Source organism: Marinobacterium iners DSM 11526, assembly GCF_900107855.1.
Lineage (GTDB): Bacteria > Pseudomonadota > Gammaproteobacteria > Pseudomonadales > Balneatricaceae > Marinobacterium > Marinobacterium iners.
The window spans coordinates 55668-79812 of the sequence record NZ_FNRJ01000012.1 but is presented as its reverse complement, the minus strand read 5'-3'; the positions used below and the strand labels follow the sequence as shown (position 1 = coordinate 79812).

Genomic DNA, 24145 nt, shown 5'->3' with positions numbered 1-24145 from the left:
TCCAAGGCTACACAAACGCGTTATGCTGAGAGTATATCCGAGCATTGAGCCAATGACCCAACAAGGGAGTACAGGGACACCCCATGAGGATTCGCACCACTCACCAAAGAATCACGCTGGTGCTGCAACTGATACTGTTGCTGGAGGCGGTACTGGCGATCTGGAACCAGCGCTGGTTTACCGCCTTTCTCAGCGGCATGATCATTCTGATCACACTTCTGCCACTGGTATTTGAACGCCGTTTCAGGATTCACATTCCACCGGATCTGCAACTGGCCGCAATCTGCTTTGTGTTTGCATCCCTGTTTTTGGGTGAGATTCGTGATTACTACACCCGCTTCTGGTGGTGGGATATGGCGCTGCACACGCTTTCCGGCTTTCTGCTGGGGATTGTCGGCTTTTTGCTGGTACACATCATGAATGAGATTGATGACATCCATGTCCATATGAAGCCCGGCTTTGTCGCCTTTTTTGCCTTTATGTTTGCACTCGGCATGGGCGCGCTCTGGGAAATTTTCGAGTTTGCCATGGACTCCCTGCTCGGCATGAACATGCAAAAGCCAATGCTGGGGGACCCCTCCGGATTGACCGACACCATGTGGGACCTGATCGTGGATGCTGTCGGCGCACTGGTCATTTCCATACTGGGCTGGCGCTACTTGAAAAATCCGGGTCAGAAATCGCTGCTTGAACGCTGGATCGACGCTTTCGTCGCCCGCAATCCGCAGCTGTTTCGACGCTAGATCCAGCCCAGCAGCTGCCACCAGAGATAATCCAGTGGCAACAAAACCACCACCGTCAGCGCGGCCAGAATCAGACACAGCCGAGCGGCATGCCCGATTGAGATCCCCGCCAGCGGCATCGCCATCATCAGTGGCACGGATTGATAGGTGAACACGATGGTCGAAAAGCCAAACACCTGGGTCATCAATACCGCCTCCAGGCTGAAACCCGTCATCTGACTGATCTGCCCGGCTAGCGGGGTCAGGGTAGCAGGCACTCCCGCAAGGGTGGCTACCACCCCGGTCAGCATCGCCGCCAGCGACAGGGAGAAAAAGTTGACTGCATCACGGCCCGGCTCCAGTGGCAACCAGTCGAGCACCCGTTCCCCCACCACCTGGCTGATCTGGCTGTAGTTGATCAAGCTTGCAATACCCAACAGCCCGGCCACAACCAGAATCGAGCTGATATTCACCTTGTCGTTGAAACTCTTGGGCGACACCATTCCCACGCCGGGCAGCAACAGAACGGTAGCCGCCGCCAGCCCGATCCATGCCGCCGAGATGTGGTGTATGGAATCTGTCAGCCAGAATCCGAGCGTTGTCAGCATAATCAACATCAGCCGGCTTTCTCGGAAGCTGAACCTTCCGTTACGGCTGACCGGCGCTGCGCGCCGAGGGGTATCCGGATACAGCAGCAGGATCACCCCAATCAACAGCACCGCCTTCAACAGACCCAGCACCGGGAAATGCAGCAACAGATACTCGGTGAACATCGGCGTCCATCCGTGGATACTCTCGGCTGAACCGATCATGATCATGTTCGGGATATTGGCCGGAAGAATTGCAAAGGTGGGCAGGTGACAGCCAAAGGCCGCTGCCAGCAATACGCCGTAATAGCCCTTGCTGCCTCTGGCAAAACCGCAGTTTTCAGCGATCGCCAACGCAATCGGGATGAAAAGCACCACACGCCCCACTGAAGAGGGCATCACAAACCCCAGCAGCACTCCCATGAAGACGATGCCGGTAATCAGCTGTGCATAACTGCTGTCCAGGTAACGAGTGAAGCGGTCAGAGATGCGCCGTGCCAGGCCGGTTTCCGCTATCGCGATACCGATCACCAGACCCGAAAAAATCAGCCAGCAGGCTGTCGAGGTCAGGCCCGAAAATACGACTTCCGCCGGCGCCAGCGACAGCAGCATGGCCAGCACCAGCACCAACAGAGCACTGACGAACTCCGGCAGTGCACCGGTGGCAAACAGCACCATACCGGCCATGATCAGCAGAGCCGACAGCTGCTGCTGGCCGGTAAACAGCTCTGCAACCGGTGTTAGCAACAGCAGAGCTGACAGCAGGGGGATGAGGATCAGTGCAATCAGTTGTGAGCGCTTCAAGTGAATACCGACCTCGGTTGCTCCCTTTTTGGTGTGATATTAGTTGGCCACTATAATGGTCACTCGTCGGTTTTCAATACGCCCACTCAAGGTACTGTTGTCAGCTATCGGTTTGGCATCTCCAATGCCACGCACCTGAATGTTTTCTCTTGGCATACCGTTATTAATCATAACTTCAGCTACAGCATTCGCACGGCGCTCAGACAACTCAACATTGTATACAGGGTCTCCGTAATCGTCCGTATGCCCCTCCAGAGTAAGCCCGCTGATACCCACATCAAGAAAGTCATGCGTAATATTTGCCAGCTTCTGCTGGCTGGCAGGTGCTATATTGTCAGAATCAAATTCGAATAGTACTTTGGCAGCCATGCCAAACTCCCAGCCTTCATCCGACATATAAAAACCATGTTTTTGCAGCACAGCAACCTGCTCGGAGTTTAAATTTCCTGATTGAAAAAGCTGACATGCCGTTAACGTCAGCATACACAGAAATACAATTAATACCCTCACACCTCTCCTCCTTTAAAAAATTCCCTAATATAGTAATTTTTCCCATCTTTCTTGGCAGCATACATAGCCTCATCCGCTGCCTGCATAAGATCTTTTGGCGTTTCACCATGCTGAGGGAATACCACTGCGCCTATCGTAAGCGCAAAAGGAACCTGCTCCCCATTATCTAATGCAATGGGATGAGACATGCTGTCGACCATTTTTTTCACAATTGCTTCAAGGTCCTGGCCATGCTGTAAAGGCTGTATCACTATGGCAAACTCATCACCACCAAGACGAGCCAACCTGTCCTGCTCTCGAATCAGAGAGCCAAGCCGTTTCGCCGTAGCAACCAGCACAGCATCACCCGCTGCATGCCCATACGTATCGTTGATTGACTTAAATCGATAGCCATCAATATAAAGCAGAGCAAACTTCCCTCCTTCATCAAGAAAAGAATCAACTTGCTGAGACAGGAAGGTTTCGAAAGATGCTCTGTTAGACACCCCGGTCAATGGGTCATGGTTAGCTTTATAGCTAAGAGAAGTGTTCTCCTTTTGTAAATGACCTTCCCATATTTCAATCTCATCGAGCAATATGTTCAAGTCTTCCGCCAGCTCCCTGATTTCATAAATGGAGCTCAGAGGAGCTCGGAGCTCGAATGACCGCTCACGAGCAATTTTTCGGGCAATGTTAGCCAAGTCCTTGACTGACTTGCAGATAAAGGTGTGTATACGACCACCTTCGATATTGGCACCAACCGTGCTGATGAGAAGGCTTAAAAACACAGCCAAAACCCCGCACAGCAGAAATATGAAGAAGACTGTACCATCTGTATATATCTTCAGCTCGCCAACATGTTTACCGTTATGGCGGACAGGTACAACCCGGGGTTGGTCCAGTATGAACCCCAAAACCTGTCTCTCGATTTGTCCCCATTTTGTTGCGCCAGCGGTATCCCATTCGTACAAGGACCGGCCTTGCTCATCAAGCACGACGACACCAGAGAGCCTCTCGGTTTCTGCAACCAGATCAATCCCTTCGCGTATGGCATCTTCATCCTTAAAAACCACAGCCGCTTCAAGTGTGTAGGACAAAACACGACTAACGAGATTCTGATTGTGGTCAGCCAAGTTAACCAGTGCATACAAACCTAAAATGGTCAGAATGGTGCCCGATGTAATAATACCCACCACATTACTGCGTATTTGTGCCTTGTGCATCAAACGTCGCAATGTGACTACCTTTCCATAATTGACGGTAGTATTCTCGCTCATCTGGCTAACCTCACAACTCTCTTCCAAGTTTTAATACCTGAGGGTGAATACGAATACCGCTACGCGCCACCGCATCCAAATTGACCTGGAATGAGCTCCTTGTTTCGACGAGGCTCAAACATATCAGACTACCACCATCACAATGTGGGTCATTTTCAGTAATACTTAACACTGGCCTACCAATAATCCTGAGTAAAAGGCTATCCATCTCTGAAGCGTTAAGCGAACCTATATAAATAATTTCGCAATCTTCCAAATCCGAATAGTTATTTTCCTGAAAATACTGCCAAGTATAGGTATTATTACTGTCATTCTGAGCAAGCAAAGCCTTTATGTATCGTGTCGATCCGACAATACAGGCCTTTGAAGGGCGCGTACCTTCGGGCCAGCGGGAATAACTGATAATACCTGATACTATATAGGAAACCTGATCTTCATATTCTTGCAATCCTTGCTGCTTTGGCCCCGGTGATAAATCTTCCGCCTTCGCCATATTTGGTGTCATAAAAGCCGATATAACAAGAGCAAGTAATAAAATAAAGTGCATAACGGAACATTGCTCCCACATTGTCTCGTTTTGGCGAAGATACTGCATCAAAATATTGATAGCCACTACCTCCTCTCGACAAAGCCACCCATCATTAACAGGCCTGCACCGAGGGTCTAATACCCTTTCAATGGCAACTCTCAGCGTCTTGTTCAATGTATTCTATATCACATGCCTCATGGAAGCATTCTGATCACCCGTATTTGCCAAGTTTCTGTCCTTGGTCCAGACTGAACTCTACCATTTCAGGGACAGAAAACAGGGAAGTACCATGAAGAATTCGTTCGTGAACAAGCCCGAGAGGCCTTGGCCCAATCCTTATCTTGAAGTAGCGGCCATTGTGGGCCACACCACGCCACACAGTTCACGCCTCTGGTTCCGTACACATACTCCCGGGCACTTCGTCGTTCTGGTATTTGCACTATCAGAGATACCCTCGGATGCGATTGACAGCGTGCTGGCTGAACCCAACCCAACACTGGCGCAACTCGATGAGTTACGTGCAAGATCCGCAGATCATTATGCTCTGCAGTCCTACTCGTTCGAGAGCTCAACTGAAACCGATACTACTGCTGTTGTCGATATTGAAAACCTGAAAGCCGACTCACATTACCGTTACCTTTTGTGGAATGAAGACACAGACCAGCCCGTCTTGGGGCACCAAAGGCCCCTGACGCTCAAAACATTCGCTGAAGTTGCAGGACCGATTTCCTTCGGATTCTTCTCCTGCCATATGCCGTACAAAAAGACCCTGTTCGGTCGTACCCAAGTGGTCAACGAACAGATGTGGGACTACTTCCATGAAATGCTCTCACGGCACAACGAAAAAGACTTGCGGTTTGTGTTGGCGGGCGGGGACCAGGTGTACAGCGATGGGGTCGAAACCCTCAGTATCTGGAATTTTTTGAAGAAGGTAATGCGCCGTGAAGGCGACCAGCTTCTACCTGACATAGATGAAATGATCACCTGGTACCGAGATATCTATCGCGGTTACTGGGGGTTTCCTGCCCTGAGAGAAGTGTTTTCCAGCTTCCCCACCTACATGATCTGGGACGATCATGAAATTGCCGATGGCTGGGGGTCGTTTCGGTTTGCCGAAGGCATGCCGAGAGACGAAATAGATGAGATCCTTCCAGACCAAAATGACAGCAACCTGAGCTACCAGGACCGGTTTGAACTTATTCAGCGGATGGTACAAGCCGCCAAGCATGTGTACAGGGAATACCAACACAGCCATAACCCCAATATGCAGCAGGCATCACCCGCTTTTCCTGCCGATGCCTATGATTATCACATCGAGTTCCCTAAAGGGGCATTGTACGTACTGGACGGACGTGGCCAGCGGGATTTTGATCGCTCAACACTCAAAATCCTGGGTAAAGACCAACTGGAACGATTCAAGAACTGGATAGAAGAGCTCGACGTTGAAACAACGCCGTTCATATTTGTTGCCAGTGCCGTGCCCATGGTTCATTTGAGCCATATTTTGGTTGATCAGGGAGAAGGCTTTCTGCCCGATTTAGCGAACATTACGGATGACCTGCGTGACGGTTGGGAACACAAAGCACATCGAGTCGAAAACCGTACCCTTCTGAAGTACCTGTTCAAAGCGGCCAAAAAAGGTCATCGGGTCTGCATTCTCAGCGGTGATGTACACGTAGCCGCAGCGTTTCGTCTAACCGACCCAGACTCCGGTAAAGTCATTTACCAGCTGACATCCAGTGCCATCACCTACAACCAATCACGTGCTTTGGGTTGGGCATTAGGCAAGGTAGTACCTGATACAGGTGTGACGCACGATGGTTATCAATTCAAACGGCTCGCACGCTACACCGATAGTAACTTCTCACTGATAAGCGTAGATCCTGACAAGGATATGGTGGACTTCCAGCTTTATGGTGAACAGGTCACGCACGACCCTGATAATGGGGATGCAAGGCAGAACTCGCACTCTATCGCCAAGATTGAGCTTTGCTTTACTGAATGAGCCTTTTCATGGCGGGAGCTTTTATCGACTCAGCAGGGCTGCTGTCCCGACAACTGGGTGCCGGAGTTAAAGTGCAGCAATGTACCAACTTGCGCAAATACTCGACCACCCAAACAGAAGAGCACCTTACAGGTGCTCTAAAGGTCCCTGTCAGTGCGCACCGGCGGCTCGCTGTTCGCTTGCTGCACGTGCTTGCCCCTCTTCAGGTAACAACTTGCGGCTCTTCAACATCGCAACAAAATCCTGCATGCGCGAATGGCGATAGGCGTCCACATCCACGGCATCGTAGTCATAGAAGCCCACACCATCACGAATACCGTTCCTCTGGTTCTCCATGTTGGAGGCAATGATGTCCGGTGATTCAAAGCGAGGATCGACCTTGCCGCTGAGGTATTTCGATGCGTAGTAGAGAATGTCACCCCCACCCCAATCGATAAATTCCAGCATGCCCAGTACCGAGAAACGCAGCCCAAAGCCAACCTTGATTGCCTTGTCCACATCTTCGGCGCTGGCCACACCTTCTTCAACCAGACGCGCGGCTTCGTTCATCGCCAGTGCCTGAATACGCGGTACGATGTAGCCGGCAGCAGCAGCGCAGATCACGGGCACCTTGCCAACCGACTCAAGACTCGCCTTTAGTGACACCACCGTTTCGTCGCTGGTTTTCTCCCCTTTGCTCAGTTCGACCAGGGGCATCAGATGCGCCGGGTTCAACCAATGCGCATTCATGAAGCGGTCGGGGTTTTCGACCAGCTCAGCCAGCTCATTCACCAGAAAGGTCGAGGTGGTAGAGGCGACAATCGCATCAGGGGCCGCATGCCGATTCACGAAAGCGAAGGCTTCCTGCTTCGCTTCCAGCACTTCAGGTACCCCTTCAAAGATGATCGCTGCCGATGCCAGCATGCGCTCAGCCTGAGCCTCGGCGGCGAAGCCAATTCGGTCCATGACTTTGTCCACCTTACAGTCATCAAGCAGACCAGACGAGACCAGAAACTCTAAATCACGCCGGATTTCGGCCAACGCCTCGTCATGAAGCAGGGCACGCCCTTCTGCAGAGCGTTTTTTCAAATCCAGCATCACCACAGGGACGCCGGCAAAGGCATAACTCAGTGCAATCCCTCGGCCCATTCGCCCGGCACCCAGCACCGCGACTTCAACATTTGACAGCGCCATGACTTACACCCCGTTCTGCAGCAGATTGCGCATTTCATCCACTGAAAGCTGGTCCAGCCCCAGGTTTTCCAGTGTCCGTCCCTGCGCGTATAGATCCTGACCGGTAATGGCGGAGGCGATGGCCAGGAAACCTGCGGCAACCGGCGTAGGGCAGTTCAGCCACTTGCCCAGGGACACCAGGAATGACAGGCCCAGCGCCGTGTCTTCCAGCATGTATCGATGTTCGGTGAGTACGATCTTTTCGCGCCAATCGCCACTGTCCGTCAGACGTTCATGCGCTGCACGGCCATACATCCATTCATCACCCTCTTTGGCGTAATGATCGGCCAGCGGGAAATGGGGGGCGCTGTAGTTCAGTGCTTCACGCAGGCGGATACGTTCAGCATCCAGCTCATCCGTTACCCGGCGTACGGCTGGCTGAGTACCCTCGTTGTGGATATCCCAGGCATCAAAATGCTCCAGAGGACCTGCGTTCATCATGATCAACGGCGGATGAATGATGCCGCCTGCATTCATCAGCGCACCACTCAAGCCATCTTCAACTTCTTCAATGGAACTGTAAGCCTGCTTGAGCACTTCGAACGCATGCTTGGCGTTACATGCCGGGAAGACACCGGTGGGCAGACGCGTGGCATAACCACTGCAAACGACCTGACGCGGCCCATGTTTACGTGCCAAATAGGGCAGGGTTCCGGTTTCAGCAAAGGCGGCATTGGCCTTGTTTCCCGCTTCTCGCATGGCCTTGGCAAAGATGTAGCTGGCGAAAGTGCCCGGCGGGAAGAACAGCACCTGGCCATCTTCCAGCAAGGGCGCCAGCTGCTTGGAGAGACTTGAATGCGTAGTCGCCGGCAAAGGAATAACAATCAGCTGAGCACCTGCTACAGCCTCTTCAAGTGACGTTGTTGGTTTGGCGATCGGCACATCACGTTCGCCCCGGAAATCCTTCAGACTGATGGACCCGGCTTCAATCACCGGCGCCAATGCTTCAGCATCCCGACGCCACAGGCGCACCTGATGCCCCTTCTCGGACAACTCTGCGGCCGCTGCGTAACAACCATGTCCACCACCCAGTACTGCTATTTCCATGATGCTTCTCCACCTGTCAATTGACCACATTCGCGTCCCAAGCCTGCATCAGCTGGTGCGAACCTTGTGACCATTCAATCACTGCCCCGGTGGGGAAAATATGCGAATCACGAAGCCTGTATTCACTAAGCGAAGTGATTTTCAGACAGCCAACAGTGATGGCCCCGTTATGAAAATCGTGTCAGCCGATGGCTGAGGGTAAAGAGACGCGGAGTAAACGCAAGAGGATCAGGAATTCGAGTTTTTGAGCGTATGTGACGGCAGGCAACCAAAGCGTTTCTTGTAGAGCTGTGCAAAGCGCCCTGCATTACTGACACCCAATCCCAGCAGAATATCGGTCACCTGAGAGGTCTCAGGGTCAGCACTCAGAAATGCTTCATGGGCCCGTTTAAGCTTTAGCTCACGGATATATTCGCTGGGCGTCTGATCAAGAAAGCGCTGAAACCCGGACTGAAGGGTTCGAGGCGTGACACCAAATTGAGACGCCAGCTCGGACATATTGATGGGTTCACCCAGATTGGCCTCAATATAATCCCGTGCCTGACGCACATGGCGCGGCAATACCACATGGGACTCGGTTTTGAGCTGCTCCGTGTAATTGTGTGGTTGAGTCCCAATCAGAAGTGTCATCGCCATATTGGCGAACTGCTTTCGAATCGCCTGATTATCCAGGGTGCCGGCACAGAGGTTGTATTGCTGGCAGAGATATTCCAGCGTTTGAAGCCAGGCAACACCTTCCTGTGAGCTGTGGGAGAGTTCGAGATTAAAAACCAGCGGGGTCTTCAGCTCGCGATTAAGCGTCAGGCTAACCTGCCTTTCGAGCGCTTCTCGTTCAACACGCAGAATCAAGCGGCGGCAAGCGGCATCCATGATGATCGAGGTGGGCTCAGAAGGTGAAACAATGGTGGTCAGGCCAACCCGGGTATCCGCACAGCGATTACCGTTTTTCACATGCCCAGTGCCGCAGAGCGTTGTCTGCACCAGGTAATAGCCTTCGATCTCGCCGGGTTCAAGCTGTACTTCTGTGCCGTACTCCAGACTGAACAGATCGATACAATCAAATGACACCCCATCCAGTCGAGTCGTCACCTCAGACGAGCTGCCCAGAATTTGCATCTGGTGAGGCCAGAGATAATCGCCTATACGCGCTCGTGTCTCCTCCAAATCATGAGACTCGAAGAGGTTGTGATTGGACAGAGGGTTTGCCTGTAACATCTTGCCTCACTCTGTTGGGAAACACCTTAAGCCTGGCCGTTAACTACACTTCACCGAGAAGTGTCATCAAACAGCCTCTTTCGACTCTAAGAGCAGTTCCTAACAGACGTCAACTAAAATTTTTTCTACTGAATTGGAAAACTTTCTCAACCCACTTTCGAAATAAAATTTCCCATTAATAACATTTAAAACATCTAAAAAACATCTAAAAAACATCTAAAAAACATCTAAAAAACATCTAAAAAACATCTAAAAAACATCTAAAAAAATTTTACTCTGGACGGTTTATCAATCGATTGAATGCTTTAAATATGACAAGAGTGATCGTAAATAAAATCCCGCCAGGGACCGAAGTTTAGCGGGAATATTCACGATCAAGTAAGATCAGTGAACCCGTTCCTGGTATTCCGCCAGGGCCGCTTCTGCATCAACGCCTTTGTTTTTAGCCTCTTCAACCCAGGCCGTTGTGATGGGCGCGGTAGAGGTACGGATATGGGCGACAAAGTCCGGATCCGCAACAGTGATATCATTACCGTTTGCCTTCAACTCATTGAGCACCCTGGCGTCTTGCGCATCGAACATTTGCCCCGCACGCTTGGCAAAGGCTGCGCCCGACATATCCATCAACGTCTTCTGATCTTCGGCTGGCAGGCTGTCGAACCGGTCCTTATTCATCGCAAGAAACAGCGTCGTATTAAACAAGCCACCGGGTACCAGCGTCGTATGGGTCGCAATATCCTGCAGCTTAAAGCTACTGACCGACTCCACCGGGAACAGAGTACCGTCGGCAACGCCATTCGACATCAGCTCGAAGGTACTTGATACAGGCTTATGCAAAGGAACACCGCCCAACACTTCAACAATATCCTGAGCAGCACCACCGGCGACACGCAGTTTCATACCCCTAAAATCGGTCATCTCTTTGATCGGCTTCGTACTGGTATGAATTTGCCCAGGTCCATTGGTGAACAGCGACAAAAGTTGCACCCCCTCATGCTCGCCAGCCTTGGCGAAATACTTGCTGTAGACCTCCCAGGTCGCAACCGATGTTACTTCGGCGCTGTCACCCGAGAACGGTAGTTCGAACATTTCAGTCAGCTTGAAACGGCCGGGATTAAAAGCATGGGTACTGTAGGTAATATCGGCCTGGCCGTCGCGAGCAAGATCAAAGTGCGTCTTGGGATGCCCCAGAGGAGATGGCAACATCACAATCTCGATACGACCTTCGGTTGCCTGTTTGACATCCTCAATCCAAGGCTTGAATACATCGGTCACGAGCGGGTGTGTCGGGGGCAACCAGGAAGACATGGAGAGCTTGACTGTCTCAGCCTGGGAAACACTCGCTGTCATGGATAGCGTCAGTGCAGCGCAGAACAACTGTGTCTTATTCATCTATGAACCTCATTTTCTATGCCCTCAAGGGCGAAATGCAGGGAATCAGGTAATCCGACAAAAGCGAGTATCTTGAGCGCTCAGCAGCTGACTTTTATTGTCTACTCCTTTTGACCGCAGACTTGTTGGTTTAAAAACCATACAACCTTAAATTCTCACAGCTTGAGGCTAAGGAATATGCAAAAAGCGAACCTCGTATACAGATAGCGAATCTGAATCAGCCAATACCCTAGACAATGGAGTTCAAATACTCATCTGACCCAGCAATCGCAAGGGCTGCAGCAGATATCGGCTCTCCTCATGTCGCTGCCGATAAGGCCCGTGGCGGCAAGCTCTACAAGACATTGCGCCAAGGACACAAACGGTACCGCAAGAAGAGATGACTCATGACCAAACCTACATTTGATATGGATGCCGCCATGCAAGGTGAGCTGGAGGCCCATTTAGCCTCGGAGGACACAGCCAACCGCAAGAACGGTTCCAGTCACAAGACCATTACCTCTCAGACCAGGAAGGTGCTCACCACTGGCTCAGTGTACTCGCGGACCTCTACAACCGGGGCGTCAAAGATATCCTGATTGCCTGTATCGGTGGACTGAAGGGCTTCCCCGAAGCCATTGAGTCGATTTACCCCGACACCGAGATCCAGCACTGTATCATTCACCAGATCCGGAACTCGATGAAGTACGTTGCCTCGAAAAACCAGAAGGCCTTTATGGCCGACCTGAAAGCCGTCTACAAGGCTGCCACACTCAATGCCGCCGAACTTGCGCTTGATGACCTGGAAGCCAAGTGGGGCGATAAATATCCCATGGTGATCAAGTCTTGGCGGGACAAGTGGCCCACGCTCTCAGCCTACTTCAAAACCCCGATTACGTGCGCAAGGCGATTTACACCACCAACGCGGTGGAAGCCGTACACCGCCAGTTCCGCAAGCTCACCAAGACCAAGGGCGGCTTCGCCAATGAGAACAGCTTACTCAAGCTACTCTATGCCGGTATACTCAAGGCCTCTGAGCGCTGGACGCACCCCGTGCAGAACTGGAACTTGACGCTGTCACAGATGGCCATCCACTTCCCAAGGCGTTTGGAATATCACATCAGCCTATAAGGCTGGTTGGCTGACACAGAGTTTTGAACACCCTCCTTCGCTTTACTGAATGAGCCTTTTCATGGCGGGAGCTTTAATCGACTTAGCAGGGCTGCTGTCCCGACAACTGAGTGCCGGAGTGAAAGCGCAGCAATGCGCCAACTGTACATTATTGGCCTAAATTAGGCAGTAAGGATGCCTAATAAGATGGTCACACGCTCGCGGAAAGAATATGAGCGTAAGTGGACAGATTCAATAGGGAATCAAATCCGTAGGCTTTTTGGATCTTCAGGAGGAAGATATTCGTGTTACACGAGAACATATTGCACATACGTGATGAAAACGGCTTAGGAACAATTTTCAATGAATGGCAGATGAGTTTTGACCGTGTTGAGGTTTCGGTCAGGGATGTCATCACTGAACGGGTAATGCAGGAGGTCATCCGTTATAACCGGTCCGCTTCGACGGACAAATTTGATCTGGTGCAGCCCACTGAACTCGAGCGACAGCTGAATGGGCCAGGTAAAAAGCGCCCGCTCGTAGATGTTGACAAGCAAATTGCGATTGCCCTGCAGGCATTCGAAAGCAACGGCTTCTTCATCTTTATCGGCGACAGTCAGGTGGAACACTTGGACGATATCATCACCATTCGACCGCAAACACGAGTATCGTTCATTAAATTGACACCCTTGGTCGGAGGCTAAGTTGTGAATGCCATCGTTAAGCATATGGACGTACTGATGAGCAAGATTCTCGCTGGTCATCCTGTTGAAAAACATCCTGAAATGGACGCATTGCTCAGTGATATTGAATCGCACGTGCTGGCTAAAACGCGCTATATTCCCACCCACTCTAGCCTACCGCTCAAGGGCTGTGAGACCTATGCAACTCTAGAAGTGTTGCCTGCAGAAGAAAAAATCGAATTCCTGCTTTATCTGATATCGCAGCTTAATCACAACGCAGTCAGTCGTTCATCACAAGATGACGACCCGGAATACCTGCGCCGTCTCGTTCATGCCAATTTGCTGAATACCCTGATGCGTACGCGCATCGACTTCCCGGATGGTTTCTCGTTTTTCCAGCTGTTCCGGGCGTTATATGGCATTACCGACCAGTCACCCCCTGACCTGGATATTTTATCTGGCCCCTTCACCGCCCTGGTTATGCAGATTGAAAAACATATTAAACGGTGGGGCCTGAACGAAATCATTGCGGAGGATATCTCTAACCTGATTGGACAAGAGTGCGTTGTACGCCATCTCAGGGGAGAAACGCGACAAGTTTGCTGGGCAGCCAAAAAGCTTGAGCGCATCCTGGTTAAGGCAGGTGAGTCCGGTATATTTCAGATGCCGGCTTACGAGCTCGGAGGGGGTCCCTTTGGTTCCCTGGTGCAAGCTGACATGGGGCAGATAAGTGCAGAGGAAAGGGGAAAGTGGCATCACCTGTTTCATCATCTCAGTATGGCCGACGGGGGTACGCCGTCCCAAAAATTTCTCAATACGCTTAGACCTCTGGTGGATGAAATCGGTGTGCCTGTATTCAGGTCTTGCACCAACCGTTGGCTGGCCGCAGCGGCACAGCTCCAAATGACCGAAACAGAGTATACCGAGCAGTATATTGTCCACACTTATACGTATCGTGACGTCGTGTTTATCGAAGCTCATAGCTTCAGCCTGTTGAAAGGTTTGCTTTGGTTACAGAGCTGGTTTCATGATCCGCAAACTCTGCAATCCATCGCGCTATTGACGGAAAAGTGCTTCCAGAAAATCCCCAGGCACGGCCCAGTAGCCGCTAGTGTGGGCAATGCCGGCATTTATGCGTTGGCACAAGCGCCGGGGCTGGCGGGTATCAGCCACCTGTCGCGTTTGAAGCTGCGCATTCGTCAGAACAACACGCAAAAGCTGATTCAGAACTTTATCGACGAGCAGGCGGCCAAACAGGGCATCAGGCCTGCGCAGATCGAAGAGATCGCCGTACCGGACTTTGGACTGAACGCTGGCGAGCGAGTAGAAGCCTTTGACGATTATCGCCTGGTACTAAAACACTCAGGTGTTGGGGCGACGCAACTACAGTGGATCAAACCGGATGGTTCACCACAGAAAACAGCCCCAGCCTTCGTTAAGAACAGTGCCGACCATTCGGCCAAATTGAAGCAAATGCGGGCTCTGGAAAAGCAGGTTAAACAATCATCCACGTCGCAGCGCGACCGCATTGATCGCCTCTATCTTGAAGATATGCGCTGGTCCAAGGATGATTTTGAAACATATTACCTACACCACGGGTTGGTGGCAGACATTGCCCGAAAGCTGATATGGGCACTCGATGGGACGCCAGCGCTCTATCATGATGAGCACTGGCAGAACGTCAACGGCGAGTTGCTGGTGCCAGCAGATATCCGTGAAATCCGTCTTTGGCACCCCATCGACTCATCTCCGGAAGAGGTGCTGGCCTGGCGTGATCGTCTTGAAGAGCTGGCAGTTAGCCAGCCTTTTAAACAGGCATATCGCGAGGTGTATATCCTGACCGATGCAGAGATCAACACGCGGCTGTACTCCAACCGCATGGCGGCTCACATCCTCAAGCAACATCAGTTTAATTCGTTGGCAGCCATACGCGGCTGGAAGTATTCGCTGCTGGGCATTCACGATGATGATCGTAATGGTGGAATTGCTCGCAGGACGCTTCCGGCCTATAACCTGGAAGCTCAGTACTGGATCAATGAAATCGCTGACAACGTTAATGATGTCGGTATCTGGCATTACGTGGCCTCGGATCAACTGCGCTTCTGTCGAGACGGCGACGAACCTGTTCCCCTGACAGATATTCCGCCGCTTGTGCTGTCGGAAATTATGCGGGACCTTGACCTTTTTGTTGGTGTTGCCAGTGTGGGTAACGATCCCCAGTGGCAGGATGGTGGGCCTGAGGCACGTCCGCAGTATCGTGAGTACTGGCAGAGCTATTCATTCGGGGACCTGACGGAAGTGGCTAAAACGCGCAAGGCTGTGCTTGAAAGGCTGCTGCCCAAATTAAAAATTCGGGACAAAACACATATTGACGGCAAGTTCCTGTTTGTTGAAGGCTCACGCCACACCTATAAGATCCATATCGGCAGTGGCAATATCCTGATTTGTCCTAATGATCGTTATCTGTGCATTGTGCCCAGCCGAAGCAAGAACAAGCACCTGAGCCGGGTTTTCCTGCCCTTCGAGGGTGACAGCGGGCTTTCAATCGTCCTGTCCAAGGCATTTATGCTAGCGGAAGACGACAAAATCACCGATTCAACCATTCTAAGACAGCTGTAGGTTCGCCAGCAGGCCAGGTTCCAGTCTCATGGCTGGAGCCTGGCCTGAAATTGAAGCAATGGAGCTTCCAGAGTTCCCCCAGTGTGTGCAAACAGGCCTACAGTTAACCCAGCTCCTTGCCATGCCTTTTGTTACTGCGCACCGTTGGCCTATGTTGCTGAGGAACCTCGAATCAATAACTTTTGGTCCTAACCTGAATTCTACCAATCAGAATGAGGTAATGATTCGTGAAAACTCACCACAAGGTGCTGGCTTTGTCCAAGCACAACGGAAGCAGGCAACCAATTTCTTCTAAGCGATGCAGACATCGCGATGCCCATTACATGGCCCCTTCGGCTCCACCTCATGGGATGGGTGCAAATGCTGCTGGCATCAATTGCCGGTTTACGTTTATTAGAGCTCCCTAAAGGTCAGCGTTGGGCAACTCAAGCGTCACTGACTGGTTAAGCCTGACTAGCGCACAGAGCAGACATTGGCGAAGGCCGGGGGAGATGTAGCTCTCGATCTAAAGCTGACGCTGTGCTGCGTTGTGCGATGCGTCCTATGCTAAAAGGTGTGTCTGTAAAGTTGGTGGTGCGCCAAGGGATTATCACTTGGGTACACAGGCATGTTAATAATTATTAACATGCCTGTAGAGGGCCTTGACGCGACCTCAGTGAAACCGTGGTGATCAGCTTAGCTACTCCGATCTTGATGAGGCAATGCTGGAAGGCCTAGCTCTGTCAGAAACGTGTTGTGGAGAGCGGTCGATTTGTTGATCTTTTCCTCAAGCGATACCAGCGTATTGTGAACTGCCTCCAAATCTATTATGTCTTCAGGCTGTGCTGTACTTACATAACGGGAGATATTTAGGTTATAACCATTTTTCTCAATTTCTTCTATGGAAACACGGCGAGCATATCGCTCTTCTTCGTTGCGAAACCGATAAGTACTTATGATCTTTCCAATGTGCTCTGGTAATAGGTAATTCTGGCGTTTACCTTTCTCAAAATGCTCCGAATCAGAAGCATTGATGAACAATACATCGTCCGACTTCTTACATCGCTTGAGCACCAAAATGCAAACAGGTATGCCTGTCGAGAAAAACAGATTGGCTGGAAGGCCAATGACGGTATCGATATGGCCATCCTTTAATAGTTTGGTACGAATGCGCTCTTCTGCGCCGCCACGGAACAACACACCGTGCGGCAGTATTATCGCCATAACCCCATCATCACTTAGGAAATGGAATCCGTGAAGAAGGAAGGCAAAGTCAGCCGCTGATTTAGGAGCAAGGCCGTAGTTCTTGAAGCGGAAATCCTCACCTAATGCCTCGGTCGGCTCCCAGCGCAAACTGAAAGGCGGATTGGCTACGACGGCGTCGAACTGCATCTTTTTGGCGGGGTTCATCTCATTGAGAATATCCCAGTCATTCTCTAGCGTATCACCGTGATGAATTTCAAACTCGGTATCCTTTACCCCATGCAACAGCATGTTCATGCGGGCAAGGTTGTAGGTGGTGATATTTTTTTCTTGCCCGTAGATCTTGCCAATTCCGTGGGGGCCTATCTGCTTGCGCACATTTAGCAGCAATGAGCCTGAGCCACAGGCAAAATCCAGAACCTGTTTGATCTTTTTCTTTTTGCCAGTCGCTGGTTCCTGGCTGTCAAGTGTTACGATCTCAGACAAAATCTGTGAAATTGGCTGAGGGGTGTAGAACTCTCCCGCCTTTTTGCCCGAGCCTGCGGCAAACTGACCGATCAGGTATTCGTACGCATCACCCAAAATATCGGTATCAGTACTGAAATGAGATATACCTTCGGCAATCTTTTGAATAATCGTACAAAGCTTTGCATTACGATCAGCAGGTTTTTTGCCAAGCTTTTCAGAGTGCAGGTTGATTTCCGAGAACAAGCCCTGAAACGTGCTGTTAAAGGACTTCTCTTCAATGTACTTAAAGCCCTTCCATAAGGTATCCAGCAGATCGGCATGTTGAGTACGTGCCATTTCGGCCACGCTGCTCCACAGAAACGCAGGCTCAATTACATAATGGGTTTTAATCCGCATCTGCTTTTCAAAATCGGCAATATCAGCTGGGTTGTTCTGATACCAGATTGCTAGAGGTGCGCGACGATCATCTTTCTCTGGTTCTGGGTAATCACGCCCCAATTCCTTTTTAGCTGCCTGCTCGTAGTTATCAGAAAGATAACGCAAGAATAGAAAAGACAGCATGTAATCGCGGAAGTCATCGGCATTCATCGCGCCACGTAATTGATCAGCAATATCCCAGAGGGTTTTGCCAAGCTGATTGAGTTGTTCTTTTGTCATATTAGTTATCTACCTTTACGCATGGATATCGGGCAAATCGAAGGCATATCGCGCCAGAAACCCATTAAGAATGCTGTTGAAAAGTCGTTTGTTGTCTTCGGTGAGCTCTTTTGGATCAAACAAAGAGTAATCCCCATGGCTTAACAGGTTTAAAGCGCGGGAGAAAAGCACCTCATCCTCGATACCGTGAATACAGCCTGAAAAGTCCTTAAAACCGAAGAAAGCGGAGGTTTTTTCTAACACCCCGCGCAATACATTAAAGTGGTTTGCATAGAGCCTACCGGCATCAGCGGCTTTCTTTAGTTCGCTGAGCATGGCAACATGATGGAAAAACGGCGTGTCTGTGGTGGATTGAAGGCTATAGCCATCACCATTACGGCTGTAAATGAAATAGGATTTATGCGGCTGCTTTTTTAACTCATTGCACATAACGTTAAAAAACAAGCTGTGATGCGACGATATGACCGTTTTCACCTTGCCAATTGAGCGTCTCAACAGCTTCGCCAGGTCGGAACCCACAGCAATGGCATTGTTGTCATCCAACGATGAGATAGGATCGTCGATATAGAAATACTTCACCCAGCTGTAGGCTTCTGATCCATCTATAACTAGTTCACAAATCGCCAGAAACACACACCAGATAAAGATATTCTCCTCACCGCGCGAAATCTTTATGCTGTCTTGCACGATCGTCTCTGGCTCTTCGGAACCTGGACGAAATCGCGGATTCTTCACCAGTTTGCTGAAGCTAACATTCCAGTTATCGTAATCGACCTTAAAGTTGAAGTTACTGTAGCGTGCTAGGTAAGCGAAAATCTTGTCTTCGAGGGCCAACTCTTTAAAGCCTTCAAAAAACTTGGAGTCTGAATTGATCTGCAACACTCTGTTGGCGTCGTTCTCCAAGTCGTTATCCCAATGAAACAAATCCTCGGTAAACGCATTAAAGTAAAGGGTGTCTCGCTCTTGGCCCCGCTTACGCTTGCCGGCTTCTTTAAATTCCATTGATAGGCGGGTCTTGCCTGTGCCGTTATATGCATATAGCAGCACGAAATCGACACCGCCATTATCATTTTGACGCAAATCATCTCTTATCCGTGTAACGACATTTCGAAGAGCTTTGTAATTGTAAATTTTTGGCTTATCGCTCATCAGACAGCATTATCCATGACTGGGAAGAGTTTTTGCATCAATCCGACTTTATGATTCTTTAAATCAGACAGGTAAGAATCTTGAGCAGCAATTAGATCATCTACAGCCGCAAGTACCGAAACTATCGATCCTTGTTCTTCTAGGCTCTCAGGAATTGAAACCTGAAACTCCTTAAGTATTGAAGTGGTTAAATTTATATAGATACCGCCATGAGTAGCTGAGTCATTAAAGACGCTGTATAGATTAACCAAACAATAGTAGAGAAACTCTTTATTAATAACTTTTGAATTAATCTTAGTTAGCGCAAGAAACCCATCATGTATACATGCATCTACAGACAAAAAGCTTGGAACACCGACATCACCGGAACAAATAATTGTTAAAGTTCCCTTTTTACAAAATCGGCTTAACTTCGCACCTTCATCAGTCAAATAATCTATGCACGGAGTAACCCATTTGCCATCCCGTGAAACATCCTGCCCCATCAAACGAGGCACGCTTCCGCCATAATACCTTGGATCGCCTTTTGGTCTTGGACTTGCACCTCTGATAATTGTGCTGAAATCCTGTAACTGTAAAGCAACCCAACTCTCCTTACCTTTAAACTCAGGGAATCGTAGTTTGGGCACTGTTTCACCTTCGGCGGGAAAGAGTTGTTGCATCAAGCCTTTTCTATGGTCTTTGAGGGTGTTGAGTTTTTGGGTGTGCAGCGTTATCAATTCGTCGACAGAGGCAAGGCAGTCGGCGATTTTTTGTTGTTCCATATCACTAGGGTTAGGAACAGGCATTGCCATAAATTCACCGCTGGTAATACTCATACGATCATGGCGTGCACCACTATTCGAGATCGTTTGTAAATAGCCATGCCATCTGGACGACTTGAAGAACTGCTCGAAAAAATCATTCTTCTTACTATTAAAATTAAAGACTGTGTAAAGCGGAGACATCACCCCTTTGCCAACCTTGTTCTTCGAGATTGGCCCTACCGGTGCGGTGGATGAAATTCTTGGGTTATAGACGTAATCGCCTTTATCAACTATGTAGTAGCTTTCAAGATTTCCTTTGACCGCAATATCCTTTTCGAAATAATCTCGCTGGTCAACAACTCCATCAATCGCAGAGTTAGTAAGCACACGGGAAACTTTCTCTCCCTTGTTCTTACTTGTTGACCTTCTGGCCACGGCATTCAACTGCACGCATGGCCAGTTAGGCTCCTTCTCAAACTCAGGAAACCGCAGCTCTGGAACCAATCCTTTCTTTTGCTTACTCATAGGCATCTAATCCCGAAATCTCTCGCCCCTCGGCCTGTTTTTGCAGGTAAGGCACCAAATCTTCCATTAAAGCCAGCTCCGCCACGCGACGCGCTTTCCAGCCCAGCTCTAAGGGGGCCAACAGGTCGGTGAGTTGTTCCCCATCGAAGATCATACGATCCAGAATACCGTCTATAAAAGCTTGCAGCGCTGGGGTTTGCAGTCCATGTTTCTCAGCTATTTGCGTTAATACCTGCGCGGCTTTCTGCGCTTTAAAAGCCTGGTAGCCTTCGCGGATTTGCTTTTCATTTAGCGCTTCACCTGCCTTCAGGCTATTGATGTACGCAATAATGTCTTCGCGCTCTTCCATCAAATTGGCATTAGCGCTGATCAGGTCGATCAGTTGCTGGCGAGTCATTTTCTGCTTGCCAGTCTTTTGGGTGGATTTGGCGATCAGCCCCATGATGTAGTCATAATCAATAATGCTGGAGGCAAACAGCACCAAATCAAATTCCAGTTGCTCCACCGCCGCTTCGTTGTCATCACTTTTCCCTTGCTTGCGCTTTAGCTCCATGGCTGTGTCGAGGTAAATGGCTTTAAAGCCACGCAGGGTATCTGTTGGTAGCTTTTGCTCGATAGTGGCTTTGCTTTCTTCATCCAGATCGGTGTATTGCTCTAACTGAGTTTTAAGCTTCTGCACTTCTTTAAAGTGATTGATAAACTCGGCCTTGGCGGTATCACCCTTGAGGTTATGAACCTCGGATGGTTTGCAGGTTAAGCCTTTGGACTCCATAAAGGTTTGCAATTCATCCACCTTTTTCTGGAAGGCCTCAACGACTTTAGGAGCCGGATCGACCAACCAGATTTCCCGTGCTTCGTTTTCGTCTTTATTGTCTGAAAATCTCTTAATGGCCTGATTGACTTGATCCTCCTGAAAACGGAAATCAAGAATATTCCCCCAGGGCTTAGTATCATTCAGAACCCGGTTAGTGCGCGAAAAGGCTTGGATAAGGCCGTGATATTTCAGGTTTTTATCCACATAGAGGGTATTTAAGTATTTAGAGTCGAAGCCAGTTAACAGCATGTCGACCACTATGGTGATGTCGATTTTGTTTTCACGTGGGTAATCGGCATTGCTGTATCTTTGGTCTTTGATGCGCTGTTGCACATCCTGATAGTAAAGATCAAACTCATTAATACTGTGATTGGTGCCGTACTGCGCATTGTAGTCGGCAATAATTTCTCTAAGCGCTTTTTTCTTTTCTTCCGGGTCTTTTTTATTGTCTTCTTTTTCAGTTGCTAAATCTTCTTGCAACTGCTGCACATCTTTATTGCCTTCTACTGGTGGCGAAAAAACACAAGCAATATGCAACGACTCAAAATTTTCATCTTCTACCTTTTTTTGCGCCTGTAAACTCTTAAAGAGCTCAAAGTACTCAATGGCCTGATTGATAGATGCTGTCGCTAACAGGGCATTAAATCGGCGCTGATTAGTGGCGCTGTCATGTTTATCGAAAATTGCTTTTACTACCGCTTCAGGTGGTGGCAGTTCTTTTTTCTTGGGCTTTGCTTGCCCATCTTTGCCATCTTCCTTGCTACTGCCTTTTCCAAAATAATCGATGTGGAAACCCAATACATTTTTGTCTTCAATAGCGTGAGTGATGGTATAGGCGTGCAGTTCTTTCTCGAAGATCTTTTCTGTAGTTAAATCATATGCAACTGCTTTATCAGCAGGAGCTCCTTCGACTGCATTATCGACACGGATATAAGTCGCATTCTCAGGAAAAATTGGTGTACCGGTAAAACCAAATAGCTGTGCTTTTGGGAAGAATTCTTTAATAGCCTGATGATTTTCACCAAACTGAGAGCGGTGGCATTCGTCAAAGATAAAGACCACGCGTTTATCGCGCAGTGACTCCAAGCGCTCTTTGTAAGTTTGCTTGCCGTTTTTCTGCTGCGCTTTGTTGCGCTTGCTGTTTTCATCCAGCGCCAAACCGAGCTTTTGAATGGTGGTGACAATCACCTTGTCGGCATAGTCTTCCGATAGCATGCGGCGTACCAGCGCTTCGGTATTGGTGTTTTGCTCAACGCATCCTTCCTGAAACTTGTTGAATTCTTCACGCGTCTGGCGGTCGAGGTCTTTACGATCGACCACGAACAGGCACTTTTCAATATCTGGGTTATCTTTCAGTAGCGTGGAGGCTTTGAAGGACGTGAGCGTTTTACCCGAGCCTGTAGTGTGCCAAATATAGCCATTACCACGGTTCTGGTGAATTGCATCCACAATGGCCTTTACGGCATAGATTTGGTAGGGGCGCATAATGAGCATCTTCTGCTCGCTTTGTACCAACACCATATAGCGGCTGATCAGCTGACCCAAGGTGCATTTGGCCAGGAAGTCATCAGCAAAGTCGTGCAAATGAGCGATTTTCTTATTGCTCTTGTCAGCGTGCTGATAAATAGGCAGAAAGCGCTCATCAGCATTGAAGCTGAAGTGATCTTTGCGGTTATTGGCGAAATAGCGCGTATCGCTACCATTACTGACGATAAACAATTGCATGAAGCACAGCAGAGTATTGGTATAGCCGTTGCCAGTATCGTTTTTATAATCAACGATTTGCTCCATTGCCCTGCGGGGGCTAATTTGGAGCGACTTAAGCTCAATTTGTACCAGCGGCAGACCGTTAATCAGCAGGATTACGTCGTACCGGTGATGACTGTTATCTGTGTTAATGCGTAGCTGGTTAATTACCTCAAAGTCGTTCTTGCACCACTCACGGATGTTAACGAGGGTATATTCCAACGGCGTACCGTCTTCACGGGTGAATTTACCCTTTTCACGTAGCGCCTGAGCGGCCTGGAAGACATCTGCTGTGATGATCTCATCACGGAGGCGGTTGAACTCTGCGTCGGAGAGGTTGACTCGGTTTAAAGCTTCGAACTTCTTACGGAAGTTCTGCTCCAGGCCAGCCTTGTCGCGAATATCATCGCGGTAGGTGTATTTGAGTTCTTGTAGCCTGGCGATTAAACCTTGCTCAATTTGTTGCTCTTTAGTCATGGGTTACGCCTACTGATTTTGACTCATCCGTGAACTCCAGCATGTCAGCCACTTCACATTCAAACAGGCGGCAGAGCTTATCCAAAGCCTCGATGTCGATCTTTTGCGCTGTTTCTTTGTACATCAGGGTCACGGTATTCCGACGCAGGCCAGTTTCCCGCAAAACGTCGGAGATCTTCATTTTTCGCTCCCCCATCAGGCGAGCTAGATGGCAACGTATCATGGCCATGCCCTACGGTTTACACAGTTAGGTTATCATAACCAAATAATCTGAAAAAATTAAAGATTAACTGAAAAAATTTGTCTTTTAATGAATTTTAGCTCTTGTATTGATCAGTGTATTTACAGAACTAGAGGTGATCATGGCGGCTCCACAAGCATGTGCCTTTTTATCAAGGTAGCTTTGAAGGATTTTGGATGATCAGGTGATTAACCTTTCGAAAAATAGGCACGACAACCTCAGTACATGATCATCCACTGTCAAACTTACGTTGGTCCGTCAAACTTCTCAATGACCGCTTTGTGCCGATGGCACGCTTGGGACGCGGCACCGCCTTATGTCCCAAAAGGGCCAGGAGCAGAAGTAAGCTTCCTTTTAGTTACTGTGATCACTTGCCCGAGGCTCTCAGACATAAGCGTATTGAACACGAAAAGCTCGGGGCGCCCCACCTCAAAACGCTCAGCTTCCTGAAACCGGTTTCGTCTGAAGCT

At 49.4% G+C, this 24145-nt stretch carries 18 protein-coding genes and 1 pseudogene; 6 read left to right on the top strand and 13 right to left on the bottom strand.

What is annotated here, in order from left to right; all coding sequences use genetic code 11:
* Positions 1–83 precede the first annotated feature (83 nt).
* A complete protein-coding gene (locus tag BLV48_RS12940; protein WP_091827212.1) occupies positions 84–743 on the top strand; it encodes a DUF2238 domain-containing protein in 660 nt (219 codons plus the stop codon).
* Here the strand turns inward: BLV48_RS12940 and BLV48_RS12935 are convergent.
* Genes BLV48_RS12935 through yfiR form a run of 4 tightly spaced genes read right to left on the bottom strand, consistent with a single transcriptional unit; the run spans position 740 to position 4492 of the window.
* Positions 740–2113 (bottom strand): SLC13 family permease, encoded by a 1374-nt coding sequence (locus BLV48_RS12935; protein WP_254775041.1) that lies wholly within the window; start codon positions 2111–2113, stop codon positions 740–742. The genes BLV48_RS12940 and BLV48_RS12935 overlap by 4 nt on opposite strands.
* Before the next feature lie 39 nt (positions 2114–2152).
* A complete protein-coding gene (gene yfiB, locus BLV48_RS12930; protein WP_217633017.1) occupies positions 2153–2623 on the bottom strand; it encodes an outer membrane lipoprotein YfiB in 471 nt (156 codons plus the stop codon).
* Positions 2620–3879: a diguanylate cyclase DgcN/YfiN gene (dgcN, locus tag BLV48_RS12925; protein ID WP_091827209.1), complete on the bottom strand. Its 1260-nt coding sequence runs from the start codon at positions 3877–3879 to the stop codon at positions 2620–2622. Before dgcN ends, yfiB begins: the two co-directional genes overlap by 4 nt.
* 10 nt (positions 3880–3889) lie before the next feature.
* On the bottom strand, positions 3890–4492 hold the full coding sequence (yfiR, locus tag BLV48_RS12920) for a regulatory sequestration protein YfiR (RefSeq protein WP_091827208.1): 603 nt from the start codon (positions 4490–4492) through the stop codon (positions 3890–3892).
* Between the two features lie 205 nt (positions 4493–4697).
* On the opposite strand from yfiR, the gene BLV48_RS12915 reads away from it, so the two are divergent.
* Positions 4698–6413, top strand: a complete 1716-nt coding sequence (locus BLV48_RS12915) for an alkaline phosphatase D family protein (protein WP_091827207.1) — start codon at positions 4698–4700, stop codon at positions 6411–6413.
* A 150-nt stretch (positions 6414–6563) separates the two neighbouring features.
* Here BLV48_RS12915 and BLV48_RS12910 read toward each other — a convergent pair whose 3' ends face one another.
* The 4 genes from BLV48_RS12910 to BLV48_RS12895 all read right to left on the bottom strand — a co-directional run bounded on the left by BLV48_RS12910 (position 6564) and on the right by BLV48_RS12895 (position 11279).
* A complete protein-coding gene (locus BLV48_RS12910; RefSeq protein ID WP_091827206.1) occupies positions 6564–7586 on the bottom strand; it encodes a 3-hydroxybutyryl-CoA dehydrogenase in 1023 nt (340 codons plus the stop codon).
* A 3-nt stretch (positions 7587–7589) separates the two neighbouring features.
* Positions 7590–8672 (bottom strand): NAD/NADP-dependent octopine/nopaline dehydrogenase family protein, encoded by a 1083-nt coding sequence (locus tag BLV48_RS12905; protein ID WP_091827205.1) that lies wholly within the window; start codon positions 8670–8672, stop codon positions 7590–7592.
* A gap of 228 nt (positions 8673–8900) precedes the next feature.
* The gene (locus BLV48_RS12900; RefSeq protein WP_091827204.1) at positions 8901–9887 is read right to left on the bottom strand and encodes an AraC family transcriptional regulator; all 987 of its coding nucleotides are present in this window, start codon (positions 9885–9887) and stop codon (positions 8901–8903) included.
* Positions 9888–10271: 384 nt separating this feature from the next.
* Positions 10272–11279, bottom strand: a complete 1008-nt coding sequence (locus BLV48_RS12895; RefSeq protein WP_091827203.1) for a TRAP transporter substrate-binding protein — start codon at positions 11277–11279, stop codon at positions 10272–10274.
* A gap of 562 nt (positions 11280–11841) precedes the next feature.
* Between BLV48_RS12895 and BLV48_RS12890 the strand changes: the two are divergent.
* The 4 genes and pseudogenes from BLV48_RS12890 to BLV48_RS12875 form a co-directional block, all read left to right on the top strand.
* A pseudogene (locus BLV48_RS12890) lies at positions 11842–12389 on the top strand (IS256 family transposase); the annotation flags it as partial.
* Between the two features lie 302 nt (positions 12390–12691).
* Entirely contained in the window at positions 12692–13072 is a 381-nt protein-coding gene (locus BLV48_RS12885; protein WP_139253921.1) for a hypothetical protein, read from the top strand.
* 36 nt (positions 13073–13108) lie between these two features.
* Entirely contained in the window at positions 13109–15670 is a 2562-nt protein-coding gene (locus tag BLV48_RS12880) for a DUF4132 domain-containing protein (RefSeq protein ID WP_175527672.1), read from the top strand.
* A 28-nt stretch (positions 15671–15698) separates the two neighbouring features.
* Positions 15699–15965, top strand: coding sequence for a hypothetical protein (locus BLV48_RS12875; protein ID WP_091827200.1), 267 nt, complete (start codon positions 15699–15701; stop codon positions 15963–15965).
* A gap of 380 nt (positions 15966–16345) precedes the next feature.
* Here BLV48_RS12875 and BLV48_RS12870 read toward each other — a convergent pair whose 3' ends face one another.
* Genes BLV48_RS12870 through BLV48_RS12850 form a run of 5 tightly spaced genes read right to left on the bottom strand, consistent with a single transcriptional unit; the run spans position 16346 to position 23657 of the window.
* Positions 16346–17977: a type I restriction-modification system subunit M gene (locus BLV48_RS12870; RefSeq protein WP_091827199.1), complete on the bottom strand. Its 1632-nt coding sequence runs from the start codon at positions 17975–17977 to the stop codon at positions 16346–16348.
* Positions 17978–17992: 15 nt separating this feature from the next.
* Positions 17993–19126: an ATP-binding protein gene (locus tag BLV48_RS12865; RefSeq protein ID WP_091827198.1), complete on the bottom strand. Its 1134-nt coding sequence runs from the start codon at positions 19124–19126 to the stop codon at positions 17993–17995.
* Entirely contained in the window at positions 19126–20397 is a 1272-nt protein-coding gene (locus tag BLV48_RS18990) for a restriction endonuclease subunit S (RefSeq protein WP_175527671.1), read from the bottom strand. Before BLV48_RS18990 ends, BLV48_RS12865 begins: the two co-directional genes overlap by 1 nt.
* Positions 20390–23434 carry a type I restriction endonuclease subunit R gene (locus BLV48_RS12855; RefSeq protein ID WP_091827197.1) on the bottom strand — a complete coding sequence of 1015 codons (3045 nt, stop codon included), beginning with the start codon at positions 23432–23434 and terminating at the stop codon, positions 20390–20392. Before BLV48_RS12855 ends, BLV48_RS18990 begins: the two co-directional genes overlap by 8 nt.
* Positions 23427–23657 (bottom strand): helix-turn-helix domain-containing protein, encoded by a 231-nt coding sequence (locus BLV48_RS12850; protein ID WP_091827247.1) that lies wholly within the window; start codon positions 23655–23657, stop codon positions 23427–23429. The genes BLV48_RS12855 and BLV48_RS12850 overlap by 8 nt, the downstream gene beginning before the upstream one ends.
* Between the last annotated feature and the right edge of the window lie 488 nt (positions 23658–24145).

Excerpts from the sequence above, each read along its gene's own strand:
- BLV48_RS12940 (WP_091827212.1), top strand. The coding sequence starts at position 84 with ATGAGGATTCGCACCACTCACCAAAGAATCACGCTGGTGCTGCAACTG.
- dgcN (WP_091827209.1), bottom strand. The coding sequence starts at position 3,879 with ATGAGCGAGAATACTACCGTCAATTATGGAAAGGTAGTCACATTGCGA.
- BLV48_RS12915 (WP_091827207.1), top strand. The coding sequence starts at position 4,698 with ATGAAGAATTCGTTCGTGAACAAGCCCGAGAGGCCTTGGCCCAATCCT.
- BLV48_RS12910 (WP_091827206.1), bottom strand. The coding sequence starts at position 7,586 with ATGGCGCTGTCAAATGTTGAAGTCGCGGTGCTGGGTGCCGGGCGAATG.
- BLV48_RS12905 (WP_091827205.1), bottom strand. The coding sequence starts at position 8,672 with ATGGAAATAGCAGTACTGGGTGGTGGACATGGTTGTTACGCAGCGGCC.
- BLV48_RS12900 (WP_091827204.1), bottom strand. The coding sequence starts at position 9,887 with ATGTTACAGGCAAACCCTCTGTCCAATCACAACCTCTTCGAGTCTCAT.
- BLV48_RS12895 (WP_091827203.1), bottom strand. The coding sequence starts at position 11,279 with ATGAATAAGACACAGTTGTTCTGCGCTGCACTGACGCTATCCATGACA.
- BLV48_RS12880 (WP_175527672.1), top strand. The coding sequence starts at position 13,109 with ATGAGCAAGATTCTCGCTGGTCATCCTGTTGAAAAACATCCTGAAATG.
- BLV48_RS12875 (WP_091827200.1), top strand. The coding sequence starts at position 15,699 with ATGGCTGGAGCCTGGCCTGAAATTGAAGCAATGGAGCTTCCAGAGTTC.
- BLV48_RS12870 (WP_091827199.1), bottom strand. The coding sequence starts at position 17,977 with ATGACAAAAGAACAACTCAATCAGCTTGGCAAAACCCTCTGGGATATT.
- BLV48_RS12865 (WP_091827198.1), bottom strand. The coding sequence starts at position 19,126 with ATGAGCGATAAGCCAAAAATTTACAATTACAAAGCTCTTCGAAATGTC.
- BLV48_RS18990 (WP_175527671.1), bottom strand. The coding sequence starts at position 20,397 with ATGAGTAAGCAAAAGAAAGGATTGGTTCCAGAGCTGCGGTTTCCTGAG.
- BLV48_RS12855 (WP_091827197.1), bottom strand. The coding sequence starts at position 23,434 with ATGACTAAAGAGCAACAAATTGAGCAAGGTTTAATCGCCAGGCTACAA.
- BLV48_RS12850 (WP_091827247.1), bottom strand. The coding sequence starts at position 23,657 with ATGATACGTTGCCATCTAGCTCGCCTGATGGGGGAGCGAAAAATGAAG.